General features: G+C 55.7%; 13 protein-coding genes. 4 read left to right on the top strand and 9 right to left on the bottom strand.

Features of this window, described 5'->3' with window-relative positions; genetic code table 11:
• Positions 1-16: 16 nt before the first annotated feature.
• Genes FCL49_RS02690 through FCL49_RS02675 form a run of 4 tightly spaced genes read right to left on the bottom strand, consistent with a single transcriptional unit; the run spans position 17 to position 4,203 of the window.
• Positions 17-859 (bottom strand): carbohydrate ABC transporter permease, encoded by an 843-nt coding sequence (locus FCL49_RS02690; RefSeq protein ID WP_174352320.1) that lies wholly within the window; start codon positions 857-859, stop codon positions 17-19.
• Complete coding sequence (locus FCL49_RS02685; protein WP_174352319.1) at positions 856-1,767, bottom strand: carbohydrate ABC transporter permease; 912 nt, start codon at positions 1,765-1,767, stop codon at positions 856-858. The genes FCL49_RS02690 and FCL49_RS02685 overlap by 4 nt, the downstream gene beginning before the upstream one ends.
• Before the next feature lie 11 nt (positions 1,768-1,778).
• A complete protein-coding gene (locus tag FCL49_RS02680) occupies positions 1,779-3,065 on the bottom strand; it encodes an ABC transporter substrate-binding protein (protein ID WP_174352318.1) in 1,287 nt (428 codons plus the stop codon).
• A gap of 34 nt (positions 3,066-3,099) precedes the next feature.
• The gene (locus FCL49_RS02675; RefSeq protein WP_174352317.1) at positions 3,100-4,203 is read right to left on the bottom strand and encodes an ABC transporter ATP-binding protein; all 1,104 of its coding nucleotides are present in this window, start codon (positions 4,201-4,203) and stop codon (positions 3,100-3,102) included.
• Between the two features lie 226 nt (positions 4,204-4,429).
• On the opposite strand from FCL49_RS02675, the gene FCL49_RS02670 reads away from it, so the two are divergent.
• Both FCL49_RS02670 and adhP read left to right on the top strand, forming a co-directional pair.
• Positions 4,430-4,630: a hypothetical protein gene (locus FCL49_RS02670; RefSeq protein ID WP_153860444.1), complete on the top strand. Its 201-nt coding sequence runs from the start codon at positions 4,430-4,432 to the stop codon at positions 4,628-4,630.
• 152 nt (positions 4,631-4,782) lie between these two features.
• Positions 4,783-5,796 (top strand): alcohol dehydrogenase AdhP, encoded by a 1,014-nt coding sequence (adhP, locus tag FCL49_RS02665; protein WP_174352316.1) that lies wholly within the window; start codon positions 4,783-4,785, stop codon positions 5,794-5,796.
• 189 nt (positions 5,797-5,985) lie between these two features.
• Here the strand turns inward: adhP and exaC are convergent, their stop codons facing one another.
• The gene (exaC, locus tag FCL49_RS02660; RefSeq protein ID WP_174352315.1) at positions 5,986-7,506 is read right to left on the bottom strand and encodes an acetaldehyde dehydrogenase ExaC; all 1,521 of its coding nucleotides are present in this window, start codon (positions 7,504-7,506) and stop codon (positions 5,986-5,988) included.
• A gap of 280 nt (positions 7,507-7,786) precedes the next feature.
• Between exaC and FCL49_RS02655 the strand changes: the two genes are divergently transcribed.
• The gene (locus FCL49_RS02655; protein WP_174352314.1) at positions 7,787-9,583 is read left to right on the top strand and encodes a sigma-54-dependent Fis family transcriptional regulator; all 1,797 of its coding nucleotides are present in this window, start codon (positions 7,787-7,789) and stop codon (positions 9,581-9,583) included.
• A 43-nt stretch (positions 9,584-9,626) separates the two neighbouring features.
• Here the strand turns inward: FCL49_RS02655 and FCL49_RS02650 are convergent, their stop codons facing one another.
• Positions 9,627-10,553 (bottom strand): ABC transporter substrate-binding protein, encoded by a 927-nt coding sequence (locus tag FCL49_RS02650; protein WP_174352313.1) that lies wholly within the window; start codon positions 10,551-10,553, stop codon positions 9,627-9,629.
• 169 nt (positions 10,554-10,722) lie between these two features.
• On the opposite strand from FCL49_RS02650, the gene FCL49_RS02645 reads away from it, so the two are divergent.
• Positions 10,723-11,919, top strand: coding sequence for a styrene monooxygenase/indole monooxygenase family protein (locus FCL49_RS02645; protein WP_174352312.1), 1,197 nt, complete (start codon positions 10,723-10,725; stop codon positions 11,917-11,919).
• Positions 11,920-11,983: 64 nt separating this feature from the next.
• Here the strand turns inward: FCL49_RS02645 and FCL49_RS02640 are convergent, their stop codons facing one another.
• From FCL49_RS02640 to FCL49_RS02630, 3 genes are all read right to left on the bottom strand, one after another.
• Positions 11,984-14,518, bottom strand: a complete 2,535-nt coding sequence (locus FCL49_RS02640) for a heavy metal translocating P-type ATPase (RefSeq protein ID WP_174352311.1) — start codon at positions 14,516-14,518, stop codon at positions 11,984-11,986.
• Between the two features lie 60 nt (positions 14,519-14,578).
• Positions 14,579-16,672, bottom strand: coding sequence for a bifunctional diguanylate cyclase/phosphodiesterase (locus FCL49_RS02635; protein ID WP_174352310.1), 2,094 nt, complete (start codon positions 16,670-16,672; stop codon positions 14,579-14,581).
• Positions 16,673-16,953: 281 nt separating this feature from the next.
• On the bottom strand, positions 16,954-19,389 hold the full coding sequence (locus tag FCL49_RS02630; protein ID WP_174352309.1) for a glucose/quinate/shikimate family membrane-bound PQQ-dependent dehydrogenase: 2,436 nt from the start codon (positions 19,387-19,389) through the stop codon (positions 16,954-16,956).
• Positions 19,390-19,538: the final 149 nt, after the last annotated feature.

Below are 19,538 nucleotides of genomic sequence, written 5' to 3'. Positions count from 1 at the left end.
GGTTACCCGCTCAGCGCTAGCGAATGCCGGCGCGCATAAAGGATTGGACGAACTGACGCTGAAACACCAGAAACAGCACCAGCAAAGGTAGGGAAGTCATCAGCGTCGCGGCACCGATCAACGCCCATTGCACACCTTGCTCTGGCGCTGAAAATAGCTGCAGTCCGACGGTCAGTGGCCGCACGTTAACCGAGTCGGTGATCACCAACGGCCAGAGAAAATCATTCCAGTGGAAACTGATTGATACCAGCGCAAAAGCGATATACACCGGTTTTGCCAGCGGGATATAGATGCGGCGCAGGATGTAAAACCGGCTGGCGCCTTCGACAATCGCCGCTTCCTCCAGCACCAGCGGGATGCTTTTGAAGGTCTGGCGCAGCAGGAAAATGGCAAATGCCGAGGCAAAGTAAGGCAGGGCGATCCCCAGTAGCGTATCGCGTAGCCCCAGCGCGCCAATGGTCTGGTAGTTATTCAGGATCAACACATCGGGGCTGATCATCAACTGCAGCAGCACCAAAGCAAACAGTATGCCCGCCCCCTTAAGCCTGAATCGCACCAGAGCGTAGGCGGCCATGGTGGCCAATATCAGTTGGCAGAACACAATCAGCAGCACCAGCATGATGGTGTTGAGGAAATAACGGCCGAAAGGCGCGGCATGCCAGGCATTGATAAAGTTCTGGGCAGTTAACGGCGAAAACAATGAAAAACCGCCCTGATCGGCAGCGGGATGAATGGCCACCCAGGTAGCGACCAGGATTGGGAAGACCCACAAGATTGCGGCCCCCCAGGTAAGCAGCCACCAACAAAGGCGGCGCAGGGAAATACTGCGCGGCGGCGAGGAAGTGATGGAAAGGCTCATTGGTAGTGGGCTCGCTTATCCAGCAGATTGAATTTGATTAACGCGATACTGGCTAAAATGACCAACAGCACCACGGTCATCGCCGAGGCGTAGGGCAAATCCCAATAGCTGAATGCTGTGCGGTAGATGTAGAACAGCAGCAGACTGGTGCTGTTGTCCGGCCCGCCGTTGGTCATGGCAATCACCTGATCGACAATGCGGAAAGCATTCATCGAAGCATTGATCAGAATAAATAGCGTGGTCGGCATCAGCAGCGGCCACTGGATACGGCGAAAGAAGTAGCTGCGCGAGGCCCCCTCTATCTCGGCAGCTTCGCCCAGTTTGGGATCAATCTGCTGTAGGGCCGCCAGATAAAAGATCATAAAGAAACCGGCCTCACGCCATACCGACACCGCCATCAGGCAATACAGCGCGGATTGGGGATCCCCCAGCCAGTTGACCGCAGGCAGCGAAAACATGGCCAGCAACTGATTCAGCAACCCTACCTGTGGGGTATAAAAAAACAGCCACAGATTGGCGATGGCCACCATCGGCAGCAGCGAAGGAATGAAGAAGGCGGCGCGGGCAAAAGCCGTACCGCGCATGCGCCGGTTTACCGCCAGCGCCATCAGCAGTGCCAATCCTACTGCCAGGGGAATGGTGACGGCCGCATATAACAGGTTATTACGCAGCGCCAGCATGAAGGTTTCGTCATCCAGCAGGGCACGGTAGTTTTCCAGCCCAACGAATTGGGCCGGTCGGTTATTGTGCGCCGCGCTGAACAGGCTTTCCCACACCGTGGCCAAAGCCGGGTAATGGGTAAAGGTGATCAGAAAAACCAACGCCGGCAGGACCAGCAGATAACCATAAAGCTGCAAAGAAAAGCGCTTATGGGCAGCGGCGGGTGCGGCAGAATGTGCTTGGGTCATGCCGGCTCCGGTTATTGGTAGCGTTGCAGCAGGCGGTCGGCCTGTTTTTGTGCACTTTCCAGCGCCTGCGCCGGAGTTTTGCCCTGTGTCACTGCGGCTTCCACCGCGCGATTGAGCAACTCCTGAATTTGCACGCTGTTATAGGTTGAAAGCTCGGGTTGCGAATATTTCAACTGTTCACGCGCCACGGTCGCCTGCGGCACTTTGACGGCATATTCTTTCATGGTTGCGGTTTCCCAGGCGGCCGGTGAGGTGGCCACATAGCCGGTGGCGATGCTCCAGCGGGCGGCTTGTTCCGGCGCAGAGAGCCAGCGCATAAAGGTCACGGCGGCTTGTTGTTGAGCCGGGCTGGTGCCTTTGAACAGGTACAGGTTGCCACCGCCGGTCGGGCTGCCGCGTTGGGTTTTCTCCGGCAGCATGGCGACGCCAAACGGGAACCTGGCGTTTTCACGCACCGTGGTCAGGTTGCCGGTGGTGGTCACCATCATGGCGGTTTTGCCGTCGATAAAGTCCTGCGGCGTGGTGCTCCAGGTAATGGCACCTTTTGGAGAGACTTGATATTTCTGCGCCAAATCGGTCAGCCAGGTTAACGCCTCAACGTTGGCCGGGGTGTTGAAGGTCACCGCCGTACCCTTGCCGTTATCCAAATGGCTGCCATTGGTGGCGGCAATGCCCTGGAAAGTCCAATAGCCAATCGGGGTGGAAGGGATCTCAATCCCCCATTGTTTAACTTCGTTGCCGTTGCGAACGACCAGTTTCTGGCCAAAATCGACCACCTGCTGCCAGTTGGCCGGTGGGGTCTCGCCATCAAGCCCGGCTTGCTGGAACGCCTGTTTATTCCAGTACAGCACCACGGTAGAACGCTGGAACGGAATGCCCCAGACCTTACCCTGGATTTTGCGAATAAATGCCGGATAGAAGCCGTCGATCCAGGCCTTGCCTGCCTGATCGTTGGCCAGATCGCTGACCGGTAAAATAGCCCCGGCGTCGATCAGCGAATAGGCCTCGATATCGCCAATGACGGCGATTTGCGGGGCGTTGCCGCCACGGAACGCGGTTAATGCCTTGGTCACCGTGGTGGCATAGTCACCGGTATAGACCGGCTGAATACTGATATCCGGGTGCAATTTTTCGAAATCTGCCACCAGGCCTTCAACGGTATGGCTGATTTTGCCGCCGACCGCGATCGGATAGTACATTTGCAGTTTTACGGCATCCGCCGCCTGGGCAGAAAGAGTCACACCGGCCAGCAACAGGGCAACAGCGCTTAACCTGGATAAACGGATCGAGACGGACATGGTATTCCCCTGAAATAAAATGATGTTTTTTTGATTATTGAACGGCGTATTGATGAGTCACTGGCTGAAAAGCCTGCTCCATGGCGTGACAACGCTCACCACTGGAGGAAAACAGGTACTGCGCGTGGCCGGCCCATTGCAGACCGACCAGGCTGCCTTCGGTAAAGTGTTGCATGCCGGGAGTTTTGACCGTGATTTGCCCCTGAACCGCCGGCAGATGACAAACGACGAGGGTATCGGCACCCATATATTCATAGCTGAGCACCTGGCAGGTAAGATTGCCGCTGCCCGGAGCACACAGGCTAATCTCTTCGGCGCGGATCCCCAGACTCAACGCCATTTCCTGGCTGCCAAAGACGACCGGCAGCGGGGCGTTACCAATATGAAACCCATCACTTTTGCGCGTTAACGGGATGATGTTCATCGGTGGCGCTCCGATAAATTGCGCGGCAAAAATGCTGGCAGGGTTGTTATATAAGTTGTCTGGGGTGTCGTGCTGCTCAATGCGGCCATCGTTCAGCAGAATGATTTTGTCCGCCATGCTCATGGCTTCGGTTTGATCATGGGTGACATACAGCATGGTCAACCCCAGCTTACGCTGTAGCGCACGGATTTCCCGACGCATGCTTTGGCGCAGCTTGGCGTCCAGGTTGGATAAGGGTTCATCCATCAGGCACAGTTTGTTCTGGGCGATCACCGCACGGCCCAGCGCCACACGCTGTTGCTGCCCGCCGGAAAGCTGCGACGGCAAGCGATCCAACAGCGGCTCCAGTTCCATCAGCTTGCTGATATCGGCTAACCGGGAGGCAAAGTGTTGCTTGTCTTCACCTCTGGCTCGCAGGCCAAACAACAGGTTTTCACGCACGCTGAGGTGGGGGAATAACGCGTAAGACTGGAATACCATCGATAATTTACGCTGCGATGGCGGCAGGGCGGTCACGTCACGTTGCTGGATCTCAATCGTGCCGCTGTCAGCGGACTCCAGCCCGGCCAGGGTGCGTAGCAGGGTAGACTTACCGCAGCCGGAAGGTCCCAGCAGCGCAACAAAATCACCTTCTTTTACGTCAAAACTGACGTCATCCAGGGCGGATTTATCGCCCCAGGTTTTCTTGATGTTACAAAGTGATAAATAGCTCATGGTGCTTCTTGAATTGGCGTGTTCTGCCCACCCTAGCTGGCGCGTATTTATCTGGTATGAATAATTAATGACAGTTGTATGTCGTAGCGGACGAATGTCCCTGCGGGAAAGATGGCTTGCCGACCGCCGTCCATGTTAAATTTGACCTTTGCCACTCCGTAGCCCCTGATGACAAAGAGAATTTCAAATGGAACAACGGCTACCTGTGCCAAAGAAGTCAGGGTCTATGCGCACAGCCAAACCCCGTCGCCCGCATGGACGTTGGGTCTACTACATTCTGCATGAAGATATCCTGTGGCCTTGCCCGGTCAAATGGGAGTGGGAAAGCAGTTTCCACGCCTGGTTGCCGTTTTACTACTCGCCCACCCTGGAATTCGTTGCCGGTAACCCCGCCAAGGCGACAAAAATCACTAAAACCAAGCGCTAATCATTATTCCGGCTGAAGAACCCTGTTTAACTCTTTCGCAAGAAATAATTATTAACTGTCTGTTTTTAAACAAAACACCGGCTTCTTGCCCTCAGAGGGTACAGCAACTACATTAACAACTGTACTTCAACTCACCTGAGGAGAGACATCCTATGAAAGCTGCCGTAGTCACCAAAAACCACAGCGTAGATATTCAGGAAAAGCAGCTTCGCCCACTGAAATATGGCGAAGCGGCGCTCAAGATGGAGTGTTGTGGAGTTTGTCATACCGATCTTCACGTTAAGAATGGCGATTTTGGCGAGGTTCCCGGCATCACCCTGGGCCATGAAGGGGTCGGCGTAGTTACTGCCGTCGGCGAGGGGGTGACCTCGTTAAAAGTCGGAGACCGCACCAGCGTCGCCTGGTTCTATCAGGGCTGTGGCCACTGTGAATACTGCGTCAACGGTAACGAAACCCTGTGCCGCTCGGTCAAAAACGCCGGTTTCAGTGTGGATGGCGGCATGGCCGAAGAGTGCATCGTGGTGGCGGACTATGCGGTCAAGGTGCCTGATGGCCTGGATCCTTTTGCCGCCAGCAGCATCACCTGCGCCGGGGTTACTACCTATAAAGCGGTGAAAATTTCCGATATCAAACCGGGGCAGTGGATCGCGATTTATGGCCTGGGCGGGTTGGGCAACCTGGCGCTGCAGTATGCCAAGAACGTGTTCAACGCCAAAGTGATCGCCATTGACGTTAATCAGGGCCAGCTGGATTTTGCCAAAGAAATTGGTGCGGATCTGGTTATCAATTCCAAAACCGAGAACGCCGAAGAAATTATCCAGCAGAAAGTCGGGGGCGCTCATGCCGCCGTGGTCACTGCGGTAGCACGCTCGGCCTTTAACTCTGCGGTGAATGCGGTTCGCGCCGGGGGCAAGGTGGTGGCCGTGGGCCTGCCGCCAGAGAGTATGGATCTGAGTATTCCGCGTTTGGTATTGGATGGGATTCAGGTGGTGGGGTCGTTGGTGGGGACTCGGGAAGATCTGAAAGAAGCCTTCCAGTTTGCCGCCGAGGGCAAAGTGACACCGAAAGTGACCAAAAGACCGCTGGAGGATATCAACGCCATCTTTGAAGAGATGAAGTCAGGCACCATCCGTGGCCGTATGGTTATCGATCTGACCAACTCTTAATCCCGCCAAAAAATAAAGCCATCTATAGGTGGCCTTGAGGCCGTTGGTCAAGAGCTCTGTTGTTCAATGGTAGGGGCGCTGCATGCTGCGCCCATTTGCATAATCAATGGGTTACATCGGGTCGAACATGTTCGACCCCTACCGATTTAGCCCTTTCGCGGGTTTGTCAGCAATCTGAAGACCACCAAATCAGAACAGTCCAAGCGGTTTGGCATCGTAGCTGACCAACAGGTTTTTCACCTGCTGATAATGCGACAGCGCCACCTTGTGGGTTTCGCGGCCGACGCCGGAGTTTTTATAACCGCCGAAGGCGGCATGCGCCGGGTAGAGGTGGTAACAGTTGGTCCACACGCGTCCGGCCTTGATGGCGCGGCCCATGCGGTAAGCGCGGTTGACGTCGCGGGTCCACAGACCGGCACCCAGCCCGAACTCACTGTCGTTGGCCAATGCCAGCGCTTCAGCCTCGTCTTTGAAGGTGGTGACGCCAATCACTGGCCCGAAGATTTCTTCGCGGAAGAAACGCATGCTGTTATTACCGGTGATCAGCGTGGGCTGGAGATAGAAACCGCTCTGCAACGTCTGCTCATGGCTGGCACGCTCGCCGCCGGCGATAATTTTCCCGCCTTCATTCTTGGCGATCTCGATATAAGACAGGATCTTGTCGAACTGCTGCTGGGAGGCCTGCGCGCCAATCATGGTGTCGGTATCAAAGGGGTCGCCCTGGCGAATGGTGGTGATGCGCGCCAACACTTTTTCCATAAATTGTGGGTAGATAGATTCCTGGATCAGGGCGCGTGAAGGGCAGGTACAGACTTCTCCCTGGTTAAAGAAACCGAGGATCAGGCCTTCAACCGCCTTGTCGATAAACTCCGGTTCGGCCTGCATGATGTCTTCAAAGAAGATATTCGGTGACTTGCCACCCAGCTCGACGGTGCTGGGAATGATATTTTCCGCTGCACAGGCGAGGATATGTCGGCCTACCGGGGTGGAACCGGTAAAGGCAATTTTATCAATGCGTTTGCTGGTCGCCAGTGCCTCACCGGCTTCTTTACCAAAGCCCTGCACCACATTGAGTACCCCAGGTGGCAACAGGTCACCAATCATTTCCAGTAACACACAGATGCTGAGCGGAGTCTGTTCTGCCGGTTTGAGCACCACGCAGTTACCGGCTGCCAGCGCCGGAGCCAGTTTCCAGGCCGCCATCAGCAGCGGGAAGTTCCAGGGGATAATCTGCCCAACCACGCCCAGCGGTTCGTAAATATGGTAGGCGACGGTGTTTTGGTCGATCTCTGCGGCGGTGCCTTCCTGTGCACGCAGGCAACCGGCAAAGTAGCGGAAGTGGTCAATCGCCAGTGGGATATCCGCGTTCAGCGTTTCGCGGATCGGCTTCCCGTTGTCCCAGCTTTCGGTCAGCGCCAGTAACTCCAGCTTTGACTCCATACGGTCAGCGATAGCCAGTAACACGTTGGAGCGCTCCTGCACGCTGGCCTTGCCCCAGGTTTCGGCCGCGGCATGGGCGGCATCCAATGCCAGCTCGATGTCTTTCGCGTCGGAGCGTGGGAACTCGGCCACCGTCTGGCCGGTCATCGGGGAGGTGTCGGTGAAATAGTTGCCTGAAACGGGTTCGACAAATTTACCGCCAATGTAATTGCCATAACGTTGCTTGAATGAAACCAGCGAGCCAGGTAAACCGGGATGAACGTATTTCATGTAAACACCTCTTATGGGAACAGACTGTGTAGGGTTGACGCCTGACTGAGTGACGCCATCACCCTAACCCTAAGCATTGCCTGTGCCACATTGCGGCGATGGCAGAGGTGTAAAAATAAAAAATGATTAATATCAGTGCATTGAGTAATCAAAAACTCTTTCAGCAGCAATAAAACCGAGGGCTGACTATTCATTTCTATTATTTTTTGTGTCCCATGTCGCAACGCGTGAGACACATCTATGATACAAAAATGCAACACTTTATTGGCGGGAGTTGGGGATGTTGCATAAAGACCAGACCACCCAAGCCGGGTTTGCTTCTGAGAGCGATAACCTGTCTGCATCCAGCCCACTGTCAGAATCCTGGCTACGCTGCCAAGGTTATGGCCTTAACCGGGCCGACGATTTGGTTCCTTTTATCCGACCGACTTTGCTCAATGAAGTGCGTGGGCAAAATGGCTGGGTGGCACAATTGGCGCAGCCGCTGATCGAGCGTCTGGGCGGCGAAATTAACCGACAACCCTCAATAGTGGTGATCTCTGATGCCAGGGGGCTGGTGCTGGAAACCTGCGGCAATAGCCATTTTTTGCGTAAGGCTTCGCGTATCTCGTTGGCACCGGGCAATTTATGGGGTGAGCAGGAACGTGGCACTAACGCAATAGGTACCGCGCTGGCGCTCGGTGCTCTGTGCGAGGTCAATGGCGACGAGCATTTTCTTAATCAAAACACCGGGCTTTACTGCGCAGCAGCGCCAATTTACCGGCCCGACGGCCTGATTGCCGGGGTGCTGGACATTTCTACGCCGGCGCAACGCCCTTTTGATAACGCACGATCCCTGATTTTGCAAGCTGTCAGGCACATAGAGCATCAGTGGGTAATGGGGTGTGTCACCGCTCAACACTGGACGCTGCGCCTGCACAGTGATGCGCGGGTGCTCGGCAGCGCCCATGAGCTGCTACTGGTGTTTCGTGATGAGATCCTCACCGCCGCCAACCGACTGGCAATGCAGGAGTTTAATCTTACCGCCGCCTGCTTTGGCACTCTGAATTTCGCCTCCCTGTTCCCGGAAATGCAGCGCCAGACGCTTAACGCGCCACGTCAAACGCTGGCAGTTAATAATCGCCATTATTATTCGCAGTTGCAGATGCCGAAACGGCATTCGCAGTCGATGCGGCCGCTGCTGTCTCCCGTTGATCGTGACGGCGCCGACAGACAAAAAGCATTACGTATTTTGAATGCCGGGTTGGCGCTGTGCATTAGCGGGGAAACCGGCTGCGGCAAGGAGTACTTTAGCCAACGATTGTTTGAGGAAAGTCACCGGCGGCAGGGCAATTTCGTGGCGATCAACTGTGCTGCCTTGCCCGAGAACCTGATCGAATCCGAGCTTTTTGGCTATGCGCCCGGCGCTTTTACCGGTGCCAACCCAAAAGGTTACCTTGGCAAGATCAGAGAGGCCGATGGCGGCGTATTGTTCCTGGATGAAATCGGCGATATGCCACTGAGTTTACAGACCCGGCTGCTGCGGGTGCTGCAGGAAAAAACGGTCACGCCGCTCGGCAGTCGTATCAGCTATGCCGTCGACTTTTCGTTGATCTGCGCCACCCATCAGGATTTGGCGCAGCAGGTGGCGGCGGGGGCGTTCCGAGAGGATTTGATGTATCGGATCCAGGAGTTTAACCTGCGCATTTTACCGCTTCGTCAGCGAGCGCACGTCGATGGTTTTATCCTTAATCTGTGGCGTGAGCTGGGTGCCGAGTCTCGGAGTATCCGGCTGGCACCGGAGACCGTCGCGGTGCTGGCTCGCTATCCGTGGCCCGGCAACGTTCGGCAGTTGTTGAGCACGCTGAAGGTGCTGTTGGCCCTGGCGGATGATGGCGAGCTGATTACGCCTGACGCACTGCCCGAACAGTTCGGTGTTGTAGCGACCGCTCCTGACTCCTGTGCCGCACCGCAGGAGATGCTGGACGCTATCCGTCACGCTAATGGCAATATCAGCCTGGCGGCGAAACGGCTGGGTGTTTCACGCAGCACGCTTTATCGCAAGATGGAGAAAAACCGGGGGCGGGCGGTAGAATGACAGCTCAATAGCCAAGGCCCATTTCAGGGCCTTGCCCGGAAGGTCAGTTGTCGCCCAGTCCCTGTGGATTAATTTCAGAATGTTCGATTTTCTCGTCGCTTTCCGCCCAACGATCCAACACCTTCAGATAGCTGCCATTGGCGATAGCACTATTGAGCGAAGCCTGCACCGCATCCACCAGACCATTGCCTTTTTTCACCGTAACGGCAATGTTGGCGCTGCGTGGCCAGCCGCCCGGCACGATGCCGACCAAGGTGGTTTTCCCGTTGAGTTTTGCCTGATAAGCACCGGAGACGTTCGGCCCAAAGGTGGCGTCAGCCCGGCCGGACTGAATGGCCAGCGTGGCGGCCGCCTTGTCGGTCACATAGATCGGTTGTAGGGCAGGCAGCCCTTTGGCCTGATTCTCTTTATCCCAGGCCAGCAACACGGCTTCCTGATTGGTGCCGGAGTCGACGATAATCTTCTTGCCGGCAATATCCGGTGCCGATTTTATCGAAGTGATTTTACTGCCGCTCTTGACGTAGAACCCCAGCGTATCCTGGCGATAAGTGGCGAAGTCGAATTTGGTCTTACGCTCCCGGGTAACGGTAATGTTATAAATCGCCGCGTCGTATTTGCCGGAAGTGACACCCAGCGGCCAGTCCTCCCACGAAGTCGGTACCAGCTTGAGTTTCAGCCCCAGGCCATCGGCCACCAGGCGGGCAATATCCGACTCACTGCCAATCACCGTTTTATTATCACGGGCGTAGAGCCCAAACGGCGGGCCACTGCCCAGTATCGACACGGCCACGGTCAGCGTGCCCGGCTCGACAAATTTAAATCCGGCCGGGATCCTGGCCGCCGCTTCAGGGCTTTTTTGCGTATGGATCGGCGTTTCGTTGGCGACCAGGTCTATGCCCGGTGCGGCATGGGCCAGGGCAGAAAGACTAAGGAGTGCCGCCGCTGCGGTGAGTTTTGCGCTATACATCATTATTATTACCTGCATTATTAGGTGGTTGGGGCGGTCGACTCACTATCCTTTATGCCGCCAAAGCTGTGAACGAACAAAATTGGCTAAGTAATTTTAGAAAAGTCACTTTGTGTCCGCCCCGTGGTGCAGGGACGGAAGAGTTACCTTTAACTGGAAAAGAGAAAGCATCATGAGAACTATTGCCATTGTGGGGGCCGGGCAGTCCGGTCTGCAGCTGGCGTTGAGCCTGTTGGCCGCCGACTACCCGGTTACGCTGCTGACTAACCGCGACGCGAAAAGCCTGCGCGGCGGCAGAGTTATGTCCAGCCAGTGCATGTTTCACGATGCGCTGGAGACTGAACGTGAAAAACAGCTCAACTTTTGGGAGGCAGATGCTCCCTGCATCGAAGGTATTAGCCTGACGCTGGCCGATCCGCAACAGGCAGAACAACCGATCTTAAATTGGCGAGGCGGGTTGGACCAGTACGCCCAATCCGTTGATCAACGGCTTAAAATGGCCGGATGGATGGAGGAGTTTGAACGTCTCGGCGGCAAACTGATCATCGCCGAGGCCGGCGTCAGTGAATTGGAACGGCTATCTGCCAGCCATGACTTAGTGCTATTGGCGGCGGGCAAAGGTGACATTATCAGTCAGTTCTCGGTCAATACCCAGCGCAGTCGATTCGACCGGCCACAGCGGGCGCTGGCGCTGACCTATATTCATGGCATGCGCCCGATGGAAAGCGGGGATCAGATCAACTTCAACCTGATCCCCGGTGTGGGGGAGTACTTTACTTTCCCTGCCTATACCCTCAGTGGTGTCTGCGACATCATGGTGTTTGAAGGTATTCCCGGTGGCCCGATGGACTGCTGGGAGAACGTGAACACCGCGGGGCAACATCTGCAAAACAGCCTGAATATCCTTCAACGCTGGCTCCCCTGGGAAGCAGATCGCTGTAGCGATATTGAACTTACCGATGCGCAGGGTTTTATGGCCGGTCGTTTTACACCCTGCGTACGCGAACCTGTGTTGACGTTACCCTCCGGTCGTCGGGTATTGGGTATGGCGGATGCGCTGGTGTTAAACGATCCGATCACCGGTCAGGGTTCCAACAGTGCAGCCAAATGCGCGCATCTTTATCTGCAACAGATCCTGGCCCGCGGCGATGCGGCTTTTGATGAAAATTGGATGGTGCAGACTTTTGAGCATTACTGGGATTATGCCCGTCACGTAGTTAATTGGACCAACAGCATGTTATTGCCGCCGTCACCGCATGTGATGGAGTTGATGTTTAATGCGGCCAATTCCGAAGAGCTCGCCGGTCAGATCGTCAATGGTTTTAACCATCCCGCCCAGTTTGATCCCTGGTGGTTCCAGCAAAAGTAACGACTTGCGCGACAAGAAAAAAACCGACCGCCGGCAGTATTGCCGGGCGGTCGGTTAGGGGGGATTACTGAGTGTCAGCGCTTATCTTTTCTTCAACTGCCATCGGGGCCTGAAAGCCTCTGAGCCGCAGTGCGTTGCCGAGAACGAAGACGCTGGAGAGCGCCATGGCCGCCGCGGCGAAGATCGGTGAAAGCAATGTGCCGTTCAGCGGGTAGAGCACACCGGCCGCGACCGGGATCAGCACCCCGTTGTAGGCGAAGGCCCAGAACAGATTCTGCTTGATGTTACGGATGGTCGCCTGGCTGAGTGCAATGGCATTGGGGACGCCGCGCAGGTCGCCCGACATCAGCACCACGTCAGCGGCCTCAATGGCCACATCGGTTCCGGTGCCGATGGCCAGGCCAACGTCGGCTTCGGCGAGTGCCGGGGCATCGTTGATACCATCGCCCACAAAGGCCACCCGGGCACCGCCGCTGCGGAATTTCTTCAGCGCCGCAACCTTGCCGTCGGGCAGAACCTCGGCGGCGACTTCATCAATTCCCAGCTGTTTGGCGATCGCCGCAGCGGTAGCCGCGTTGTCGCCGGTGATCATCGCCACCTTAAGGCCAAGCGCATGCAGCGCCTTGATGGCTTCTGGCGTACTTTCCTTGATTGGGTCAGCGACCGCGATCACCGCCGCCAGACGGCCGTCGATGGCCGCATAAAGCGGGCTTTTACCCTGTTCACCCAGACGCTGAGCGGACTGCTGGAAGCTGCTTACGTCAAGGCCGAGCTGGGTCATAAAGCGGTCTGCACCGACGGCGATGGTGCGTCCGGCGACGCTGGCAGAGACGCCGAAGCCCGGAGTGGCCTCAAAGCTTTCTATCGCGGCGAGCGCCATGTTCCGCTGCCGGGCCGCCGCCACAATTGCTTCGGCAATCGGGTGTTCGGAGCGAGTTTCCACTGCCGCCACCAGAGCCAGAACCTCATCGTATTCAAAGCCTTCGGCGGGCACCAGGTCAGTCAGTTCAGGGCGACCTTTGGTCAGGGTGCCCGTTTTGTCGAGGGCAATAACGCTGACGTCGCGCAGTGCCTGCAAGGCTTCACCCTTGCGGAACAACACGCCAAGCTCGGCGGCGCGGCCGGTCCCGACCATGATGGAGGTTGGTGTAGCCAATCCCATGGCGCAAGGACAGGCAATAATCAGCACCGCCACCGCATTAATCAGCGCAAAGGTCAGTGCCGGGGAGGGGCCAAACACCAGCCAAACCAGGAAGGTCAGCGCGGCGGCGGCCATTACTGCCGGCACGAACCACATGGTGACCTTGTCAACCAGCGCCTGGATCGGCAGTTTGGAGCCCTGAGCCTCTTCGACCAGACGAATGATTTGCGCAAGCACCGTATTGGCACCGATTTTGGTGACGCGTAAACTGAAAGCCCCGGTTTTGTTAATGGTGCCACCAACAACATCGGCACCCACACCTTTTTGTACCGGCACCGGTTCGCCGGTGATCATGCTCTCGTCTACGTAAGAGGTTCCTTCGACGACTTCGCCGTCAACCGGCACCTTTTCGCCCGGACGAACCAGCACGGTGTCACCGAGGGTCACCTGATCGAGCGGGATTTCGACGGTTTCGCCATTGCGCTCGACGCGGGCAGTCTTGGCCTGCAGGCCGACCAGCCGCTTGATGGCCTGCGAGGTCCGCCCCTTGGCGCGAGCCTCTAACGTTCGGCCAAGCAGGATCAGGGTGACGATGACCGCAGCGGCTTCGTAATAGACGTTGGCGGTGCCCTGTGGCAGCACCTCGGGAATGAAAGTCGTCACCACCGAATAGCCGTACGCCGCCACCGTGCCGACCGACACCAGCGAGTTCATATCGGGAGCGCCGCGCAGTAGCGCCGGGATCCCCTTGCGGAAGAAACGCAGCCCCGGCCCAAACAGCACCAGGGTGGTGAGAACAAATTGCAGATACCAGCTGGTTTGTTCACCCAGCACGCCCAGCACCCAGTGATGCATGGCGGGGATCAGGTGCGACCCCATATCGAGAATAAACACCGGCAAGGTGAGGATGGCAGCAATCAGCAACGAGCGCCGTAGCCCACGGGCCTCATGCTCACGTCGCTCGGTATCCTGATCCTCTGTGCTGACGGTGGCGGTGGACAGGCGCCGTGGCTGGTAGCCGGCTTTTTCAACGGCGGCCTCAAGGTCAGTTATAGAGACGACACCGGCAAGGTGACGCACCCGCGCACGCTCGGTAGCCAGATTGACATTGGCCTCAAGCACGCCGGGTATTTGGTTCAGGGCTTTTTCTACCCGGCCGACGCAGGACGCGCAGGTCATTTCCTCGATTGCCAGCTCGGTGGTCTCTTCACGCACGTTATATCCGGCATTCTCAATAGCGCGAACCGCCGCCTGCGAGTCAGCATTGCCGGTGAAGGTGAGGTCGGCGCGTTCGGTAGCCAAATTGACCGAAGCGCTATCCACGCCGGGTACGGCCTTCAGCGCGCGTTCGACACGGCCAACGCACGAGGCGCAGGTCATGCCGTCGACCGGCAGGCTCAGGCGGGCGACCTTGGGCATCGCCGGGTTGGCGGCGGGTTTGAGAGAAACGGAAGTCATTGAACAATCCCTTTATGATGTCTGTTGGCGGAAAGCTTAAAGCTTCCCACCACGGGAAGGTCAAGCGGTTATTTTGGAGGAAGGGCTCTTTAACAACATGCTGAGCGCGTGGGGCGCCTCTACGGCCTGGCTAAACAGAAAACCCTGGCCCAAATGATATCCGGAATTGCACAGCGTTTGCCGCTGCTGTTCGGTTTCAATCCCTTCGGCAATGATATCGATGGACAACTTTTTCCCCAGAATGCCCATGCTTTCCACAATGCCCAAAATAGCTGCTTCGTGGTTCATGCGGCGGATAAAGTCGCGATCGAGTTTTATGCAGTCCAGTGGGTAGTTCATCAGGTGGGTTAAGGAAGAGTGCCCGGTACCAAAATCATCGAGCGCAATTCGGATCCCCATTTCCTTGAGCATCTGCAAAGCCCGCAGCACATATTTCGAACCGTGCTTATTGAAGGCGTGTTCGGTCACTTCCAGCTCAATCAGATGGTGAGGGATGTTAAACATCTGCAAGCGCTGCAGGAATGTTTCGGCGTAGCTATCGCGTAAAAACTCGATAGGGGAAGCGTTCAGCGACACGGGCAAAACTTCTACGCCAGAGGCAAGCCAGGCCGAGATATCGGCAAACACCTTCATCTGTATGGTTTCACCAATTTTGGTTGCCAATTCGTAGTCGTTAAACGCTTCGCAGACGCTATCCGGCATCTGGATGCCGTTTTGCGGGCAATACCAGCGCAGCAGGGCCTCAAAGCCCACGAGGGTGCCGGTTGTCAGGTTGACCTTGGGCTGATAGCTGGGGCGGATCTGGTTGTTACGCACAATCTGACGGGCGTGATTAAGCTGTGTCGCACGTTCCCTGGCTTTATCCATCATCTGCGGATTAAACATATAAACGCCGCCACGGCCGCCGTCCTTGAGTTCGTACAGGGCGGTATCGGCACATTTCATCAATTCTGACGCGTCGCGAGCATCCTGCGGGTAGAGGGCTCCGCCAATACTCATGCCACAATGAAGTGCTTTACCGCCATGGGTGACCGGTGTTTCAAGCTGCAGCAGAAAGTTATTGGCGATTTTGAAAATATCCTGCTCGTTTTCTACGTCGCTGATCACCACCGCAAACTCATCGCCACCCAGTCGGGAGACAAATGAGTTGGGGTTTAAATCAGCCTTGAGCCGCCGGGCCAATACACGCAACAGATGATCGCCGGCATCGTGTCCCAGGGTATCGTTCACCAGCTTAAAGTGGTCGAGATCCAGCAAAATCAGCCCAAGGGATTTATTATTGGCCAGCGAGCGTTTCATTTCCTGTTTTAATCTTTTCTTGAATAACCGCCGGTTGGGCAGACCGGTCAGTTCGTCATATTCACTGGCGATCAGCAAGCGTTTTTCAGCTATCCGTTGAGAGGTGACATCGCGCGAAACGCACAATATATTTTGTATCCGGGAGTTCTTGTCGATCACCGGAGTGAGGATATTATCCCAATGCTGCAATCTGCCATCCGGGGTGGCGCTAAGGCCGGCGAATCTGGCATTTTTCCCGCTTAAAACTTTGCGTAGCGCTTTTTGGCCTCGCTGGCGAACTTCCGGCTGCAGCAAACCCAACCAGGGCATGCCAAACTGTTGCCGGTTCACATCTACGCCCAAAGCGATGCTACCCGCTTTGTTCATATGCAGTAATGAACCGTCATTATTAATCACTTTGATACAGTCGACGCTGGCATCAAGCATATTTTTTTGCGCCGCCAACGTCTCGGCAATGATTTGTTTTTCCAGCATTTGCTGATGGATGTCGGTGCAGCTGAGAAACCAACGGAATTGTGCGGAATCCGGGGCTTTTTTTACGCCGAACGACAGTAAAAACCAACGATATTCACCGCTGTAATGGCGCAGACGGGCCTGATAAATGAACGAGGTGATGGCGGTTATCGACCGTTGCCACAACGAATCGATGTGCGCGTAGTCATCCGGATGCAGGGCTTTCAACCAGCAGGCGCCCTGGTTATCAAATGAAGCAAGGCCGGTATATTCACACCATAACCTATTGAAATGTCCCCCGAGGCTATTACCTACGCCAATGAGATTCGGCAAGCCGTCAAATATTTCATTAGCCATATCAACAGGATGATTGTCATCACTGCGCTCGGGTAAAACACTCATTTGTCATTTCCTCTGAAAACCGCTCGGCATTCACGCCAAAAATATTTTTTGCCAGCGGAAATCATCATGTAGCCTGGCCTGTGCAATAAAAAACCACCAGAGAGGATGAGATATAATCCCGGGCAACACATTAGGAATACTCTCGTATTTATGTTTTTTAACTCATCCAATTTTCTCCCGCTGTTTTCACTGTTAAATATTATTAAACCGTTATATCGGCAGATATAAAAAAGCCCCCGTGATTAAGCGGGGGCTGGTGTAATTATAGCTTATGGGTGAATTTATTTATCAAGCGCATAGGCAATAACGTAGTCACCACGATCTGGCGACTGGCGTGCGCCACCGGCGGAGATCACAATGTACTGTTTACCAGTGACCGGTGAAACGTAGCTCATTGGCGTGCCGCCGCTGCCGACAGGCAAGCGTGCTTTCCAGACTTCTTCACCGGTGGAAGAGTCAAATGCCCGCAGGTAGTAATCCTGAGTGCCGGCGATGAACACCAGGCCGCCCTGAGTGGCTAGCGTGCCGCCCAGCGTTGGCATGCCCACCGGCATTGGTGCGCGCATTTTGATGCCGAATGGCCCGGTATCCTGCACCGTACCGGCCGGGACTTGCCACACTACCTTCTGCGTTTTCAGATCGATAGCGGACAGGGTGCCGAAAGGCGGTTTCTGGCAGGGAATGCCCAGCGGTGACATAAAGCGGTTCTTGTTCACGCCGTAAGGGGTTCCTTTCAGCGGCACGGCACCCATCCCGGCGTTGACCGACTCACCGCCGTTGCTGGCTGGCGCATTTGCATCGGTTTTCTGCGGGATCATCTGTACCCACAGGCCCAGACGCATATCATTGGCAAAGATATAGTGGTTGTTAGGATCGGTCGACAGACCACCCCAGTTCATGCCACCCAGCGAACCGGGGAAGCTGAGCGAGATATCGGTGTCTGGGGCGGTGAACAGCCCGTCATAACGCATCGATTTAAAGCTGATGCGACACATCAGTTGATCGAACGGCGTTGCCCCCCACATGTCGGATTCGGTGAGTTTCTGATTGCCAATCTGCGGCATGCCGACAGAAAACGGCTGAGTGGCCGAGTATTGCTCGCCAGGGATGGTGCGGGTTTTCACCGGCAGCTCTTTAACTTCGGTCAAAGGTTTACCGGTATGGCGATCCAACACGAAGAGCTGGCCGGTTTTGGCACCAATCACCAGCGCCGGTTTGCTGGTGCCATCCTTCATTGGGAAATCGATCAGGCTCGGCTGCATGGGCAGATCGAAGTCCCACAGGTCGTTATGAACGGTTTGATAAACCCATTTTTCTTTACCGGTGGTGGCGTCCAGCGCCAGGATAGAGGCACCGTATTTGTGATCCAGTGCGTTGCGGTTAGCGCCCCACAGGTCAACCGAAGAGCTGCCCATTGGCAGGAACACGGTATTCATTGCCGGATCGTAGGACATCGGCGCCCAGGAGTTCGGCGTACTGCGCACGAAGGTCTGCCCTGGTTTCAAGGCCGAATTCGGATCTTGATTGCCCGGATCGAACGCCCAGCGCATTTCACCGGTGATCACGTCGAAACCACGCAGTACGCCGCCAGGCATATCGGTTTGCACGTTGTCGGCTACGCGGCCGCCGACCACGATGGTGGTACCGGCCAGCGTAGGGGCAGAGGTCAGTTGGTATTTGGGATCTGACGCGTCACCCAGACCGGCTTTCAGATCGACCACGCCCTGGTTGCCAAAGTTCTGGCAGAATTCACCGTTATCGGCGTTGATCGCCACCAGGCGTGCATCGATGGTGTTCATCAGAATACGGCGCTGGCAACTGTCACCGGCCGCCAAAGCAGCGGGTATGGCAGGGGTTGAACCCGGCACCGTCGGTGCCGGTATTGGCTTGGTGACATCAAAGTAGGCCAGGCCGCGACAACGGTTCCAGACCTGAGATTTCGCGTTGATCTCACGCTTCCAAATCTCTTTACCGCTGTCGGCATCGACGGCGATGACATTGTTATGTGGCGTACACAGGAAGACGCGGTTACCAATTTGCAGCGGCGTTTGTTGATCTTCTGCACCGTTGCCATCCGGGCTTAGCGGAGTATCGCCAGTGTGGAAGGTCCAGGCGACTTTCAGTTCTTTCACATTGTCGCGGGTAATTTGGTCCAGCGCCACGAAGCGGCTGCCGCCTGGGGTGTTGCCGTAGTTGTCCCAGTCTTTTTGCTGTTTGGCTTTATCCACCGGGATCAACGGCAAGGGTTTTCCGCTGAAAGCGACGGTAGGGTGTGGTTGGAACATCTGCACAAAGGTGCCAACCATGCCCACCGCCAGTACCGCGCTGAGCAGGTAGGACAGCTTCGCCAGTGGTGCCTTGCCTTCCGATTTACGCAGTGTCGGCCAGCCAAGCAAGGCCAGCAGCATCAAACCGGCAGGGACCATTAACCGTGAAACCAGTGGCCAGAAATCGAAACCGGCATCGTACACCGACCAAATCAGCGTGCCGATAAACACCAGCAGGAACAACAGCACCGCTGAAGATTTACGGCGGAAGAATTGCACCGCACAAAGCAGGGTGACGATACCGGCAATCAGGAAGTAGCTGCTGCCCCCCAACGAGACCAGTTTGCCACCGGCAATGGCAAAGAATAAGCCGACTGCGGTAAGGATTATCCCCAATAAACAACACCATAGTTTAAGTTTTATACCCGGACGGGTAGTTGATTCAGGCATGGCTGACAGACTCCAAGATAATGTTTTTCTTCATGTTTACCTCGATGACCACGATCATGCGTCCTCCCGATCAAAACGGAGTTGCAAAGCGAGGATCAAACGACGGAATAATCATATTGTACCATTTGATTCGTTAGCAAGTTAAGGAT

This window comes from Serratia proteamaculans (genome assembly GCF_013337185.1).
GTDB classification, from domain to species: domain Bacteria; phylum Pseudomonadota; class Gammaproteobacteria; order Enterobacterales; family Enterobacteriaceae; genus Serratia; species Serratia proteamaculans_D.
This window is presented reverse-complemented; position numbering and strand designations above follow the sequence as displayed.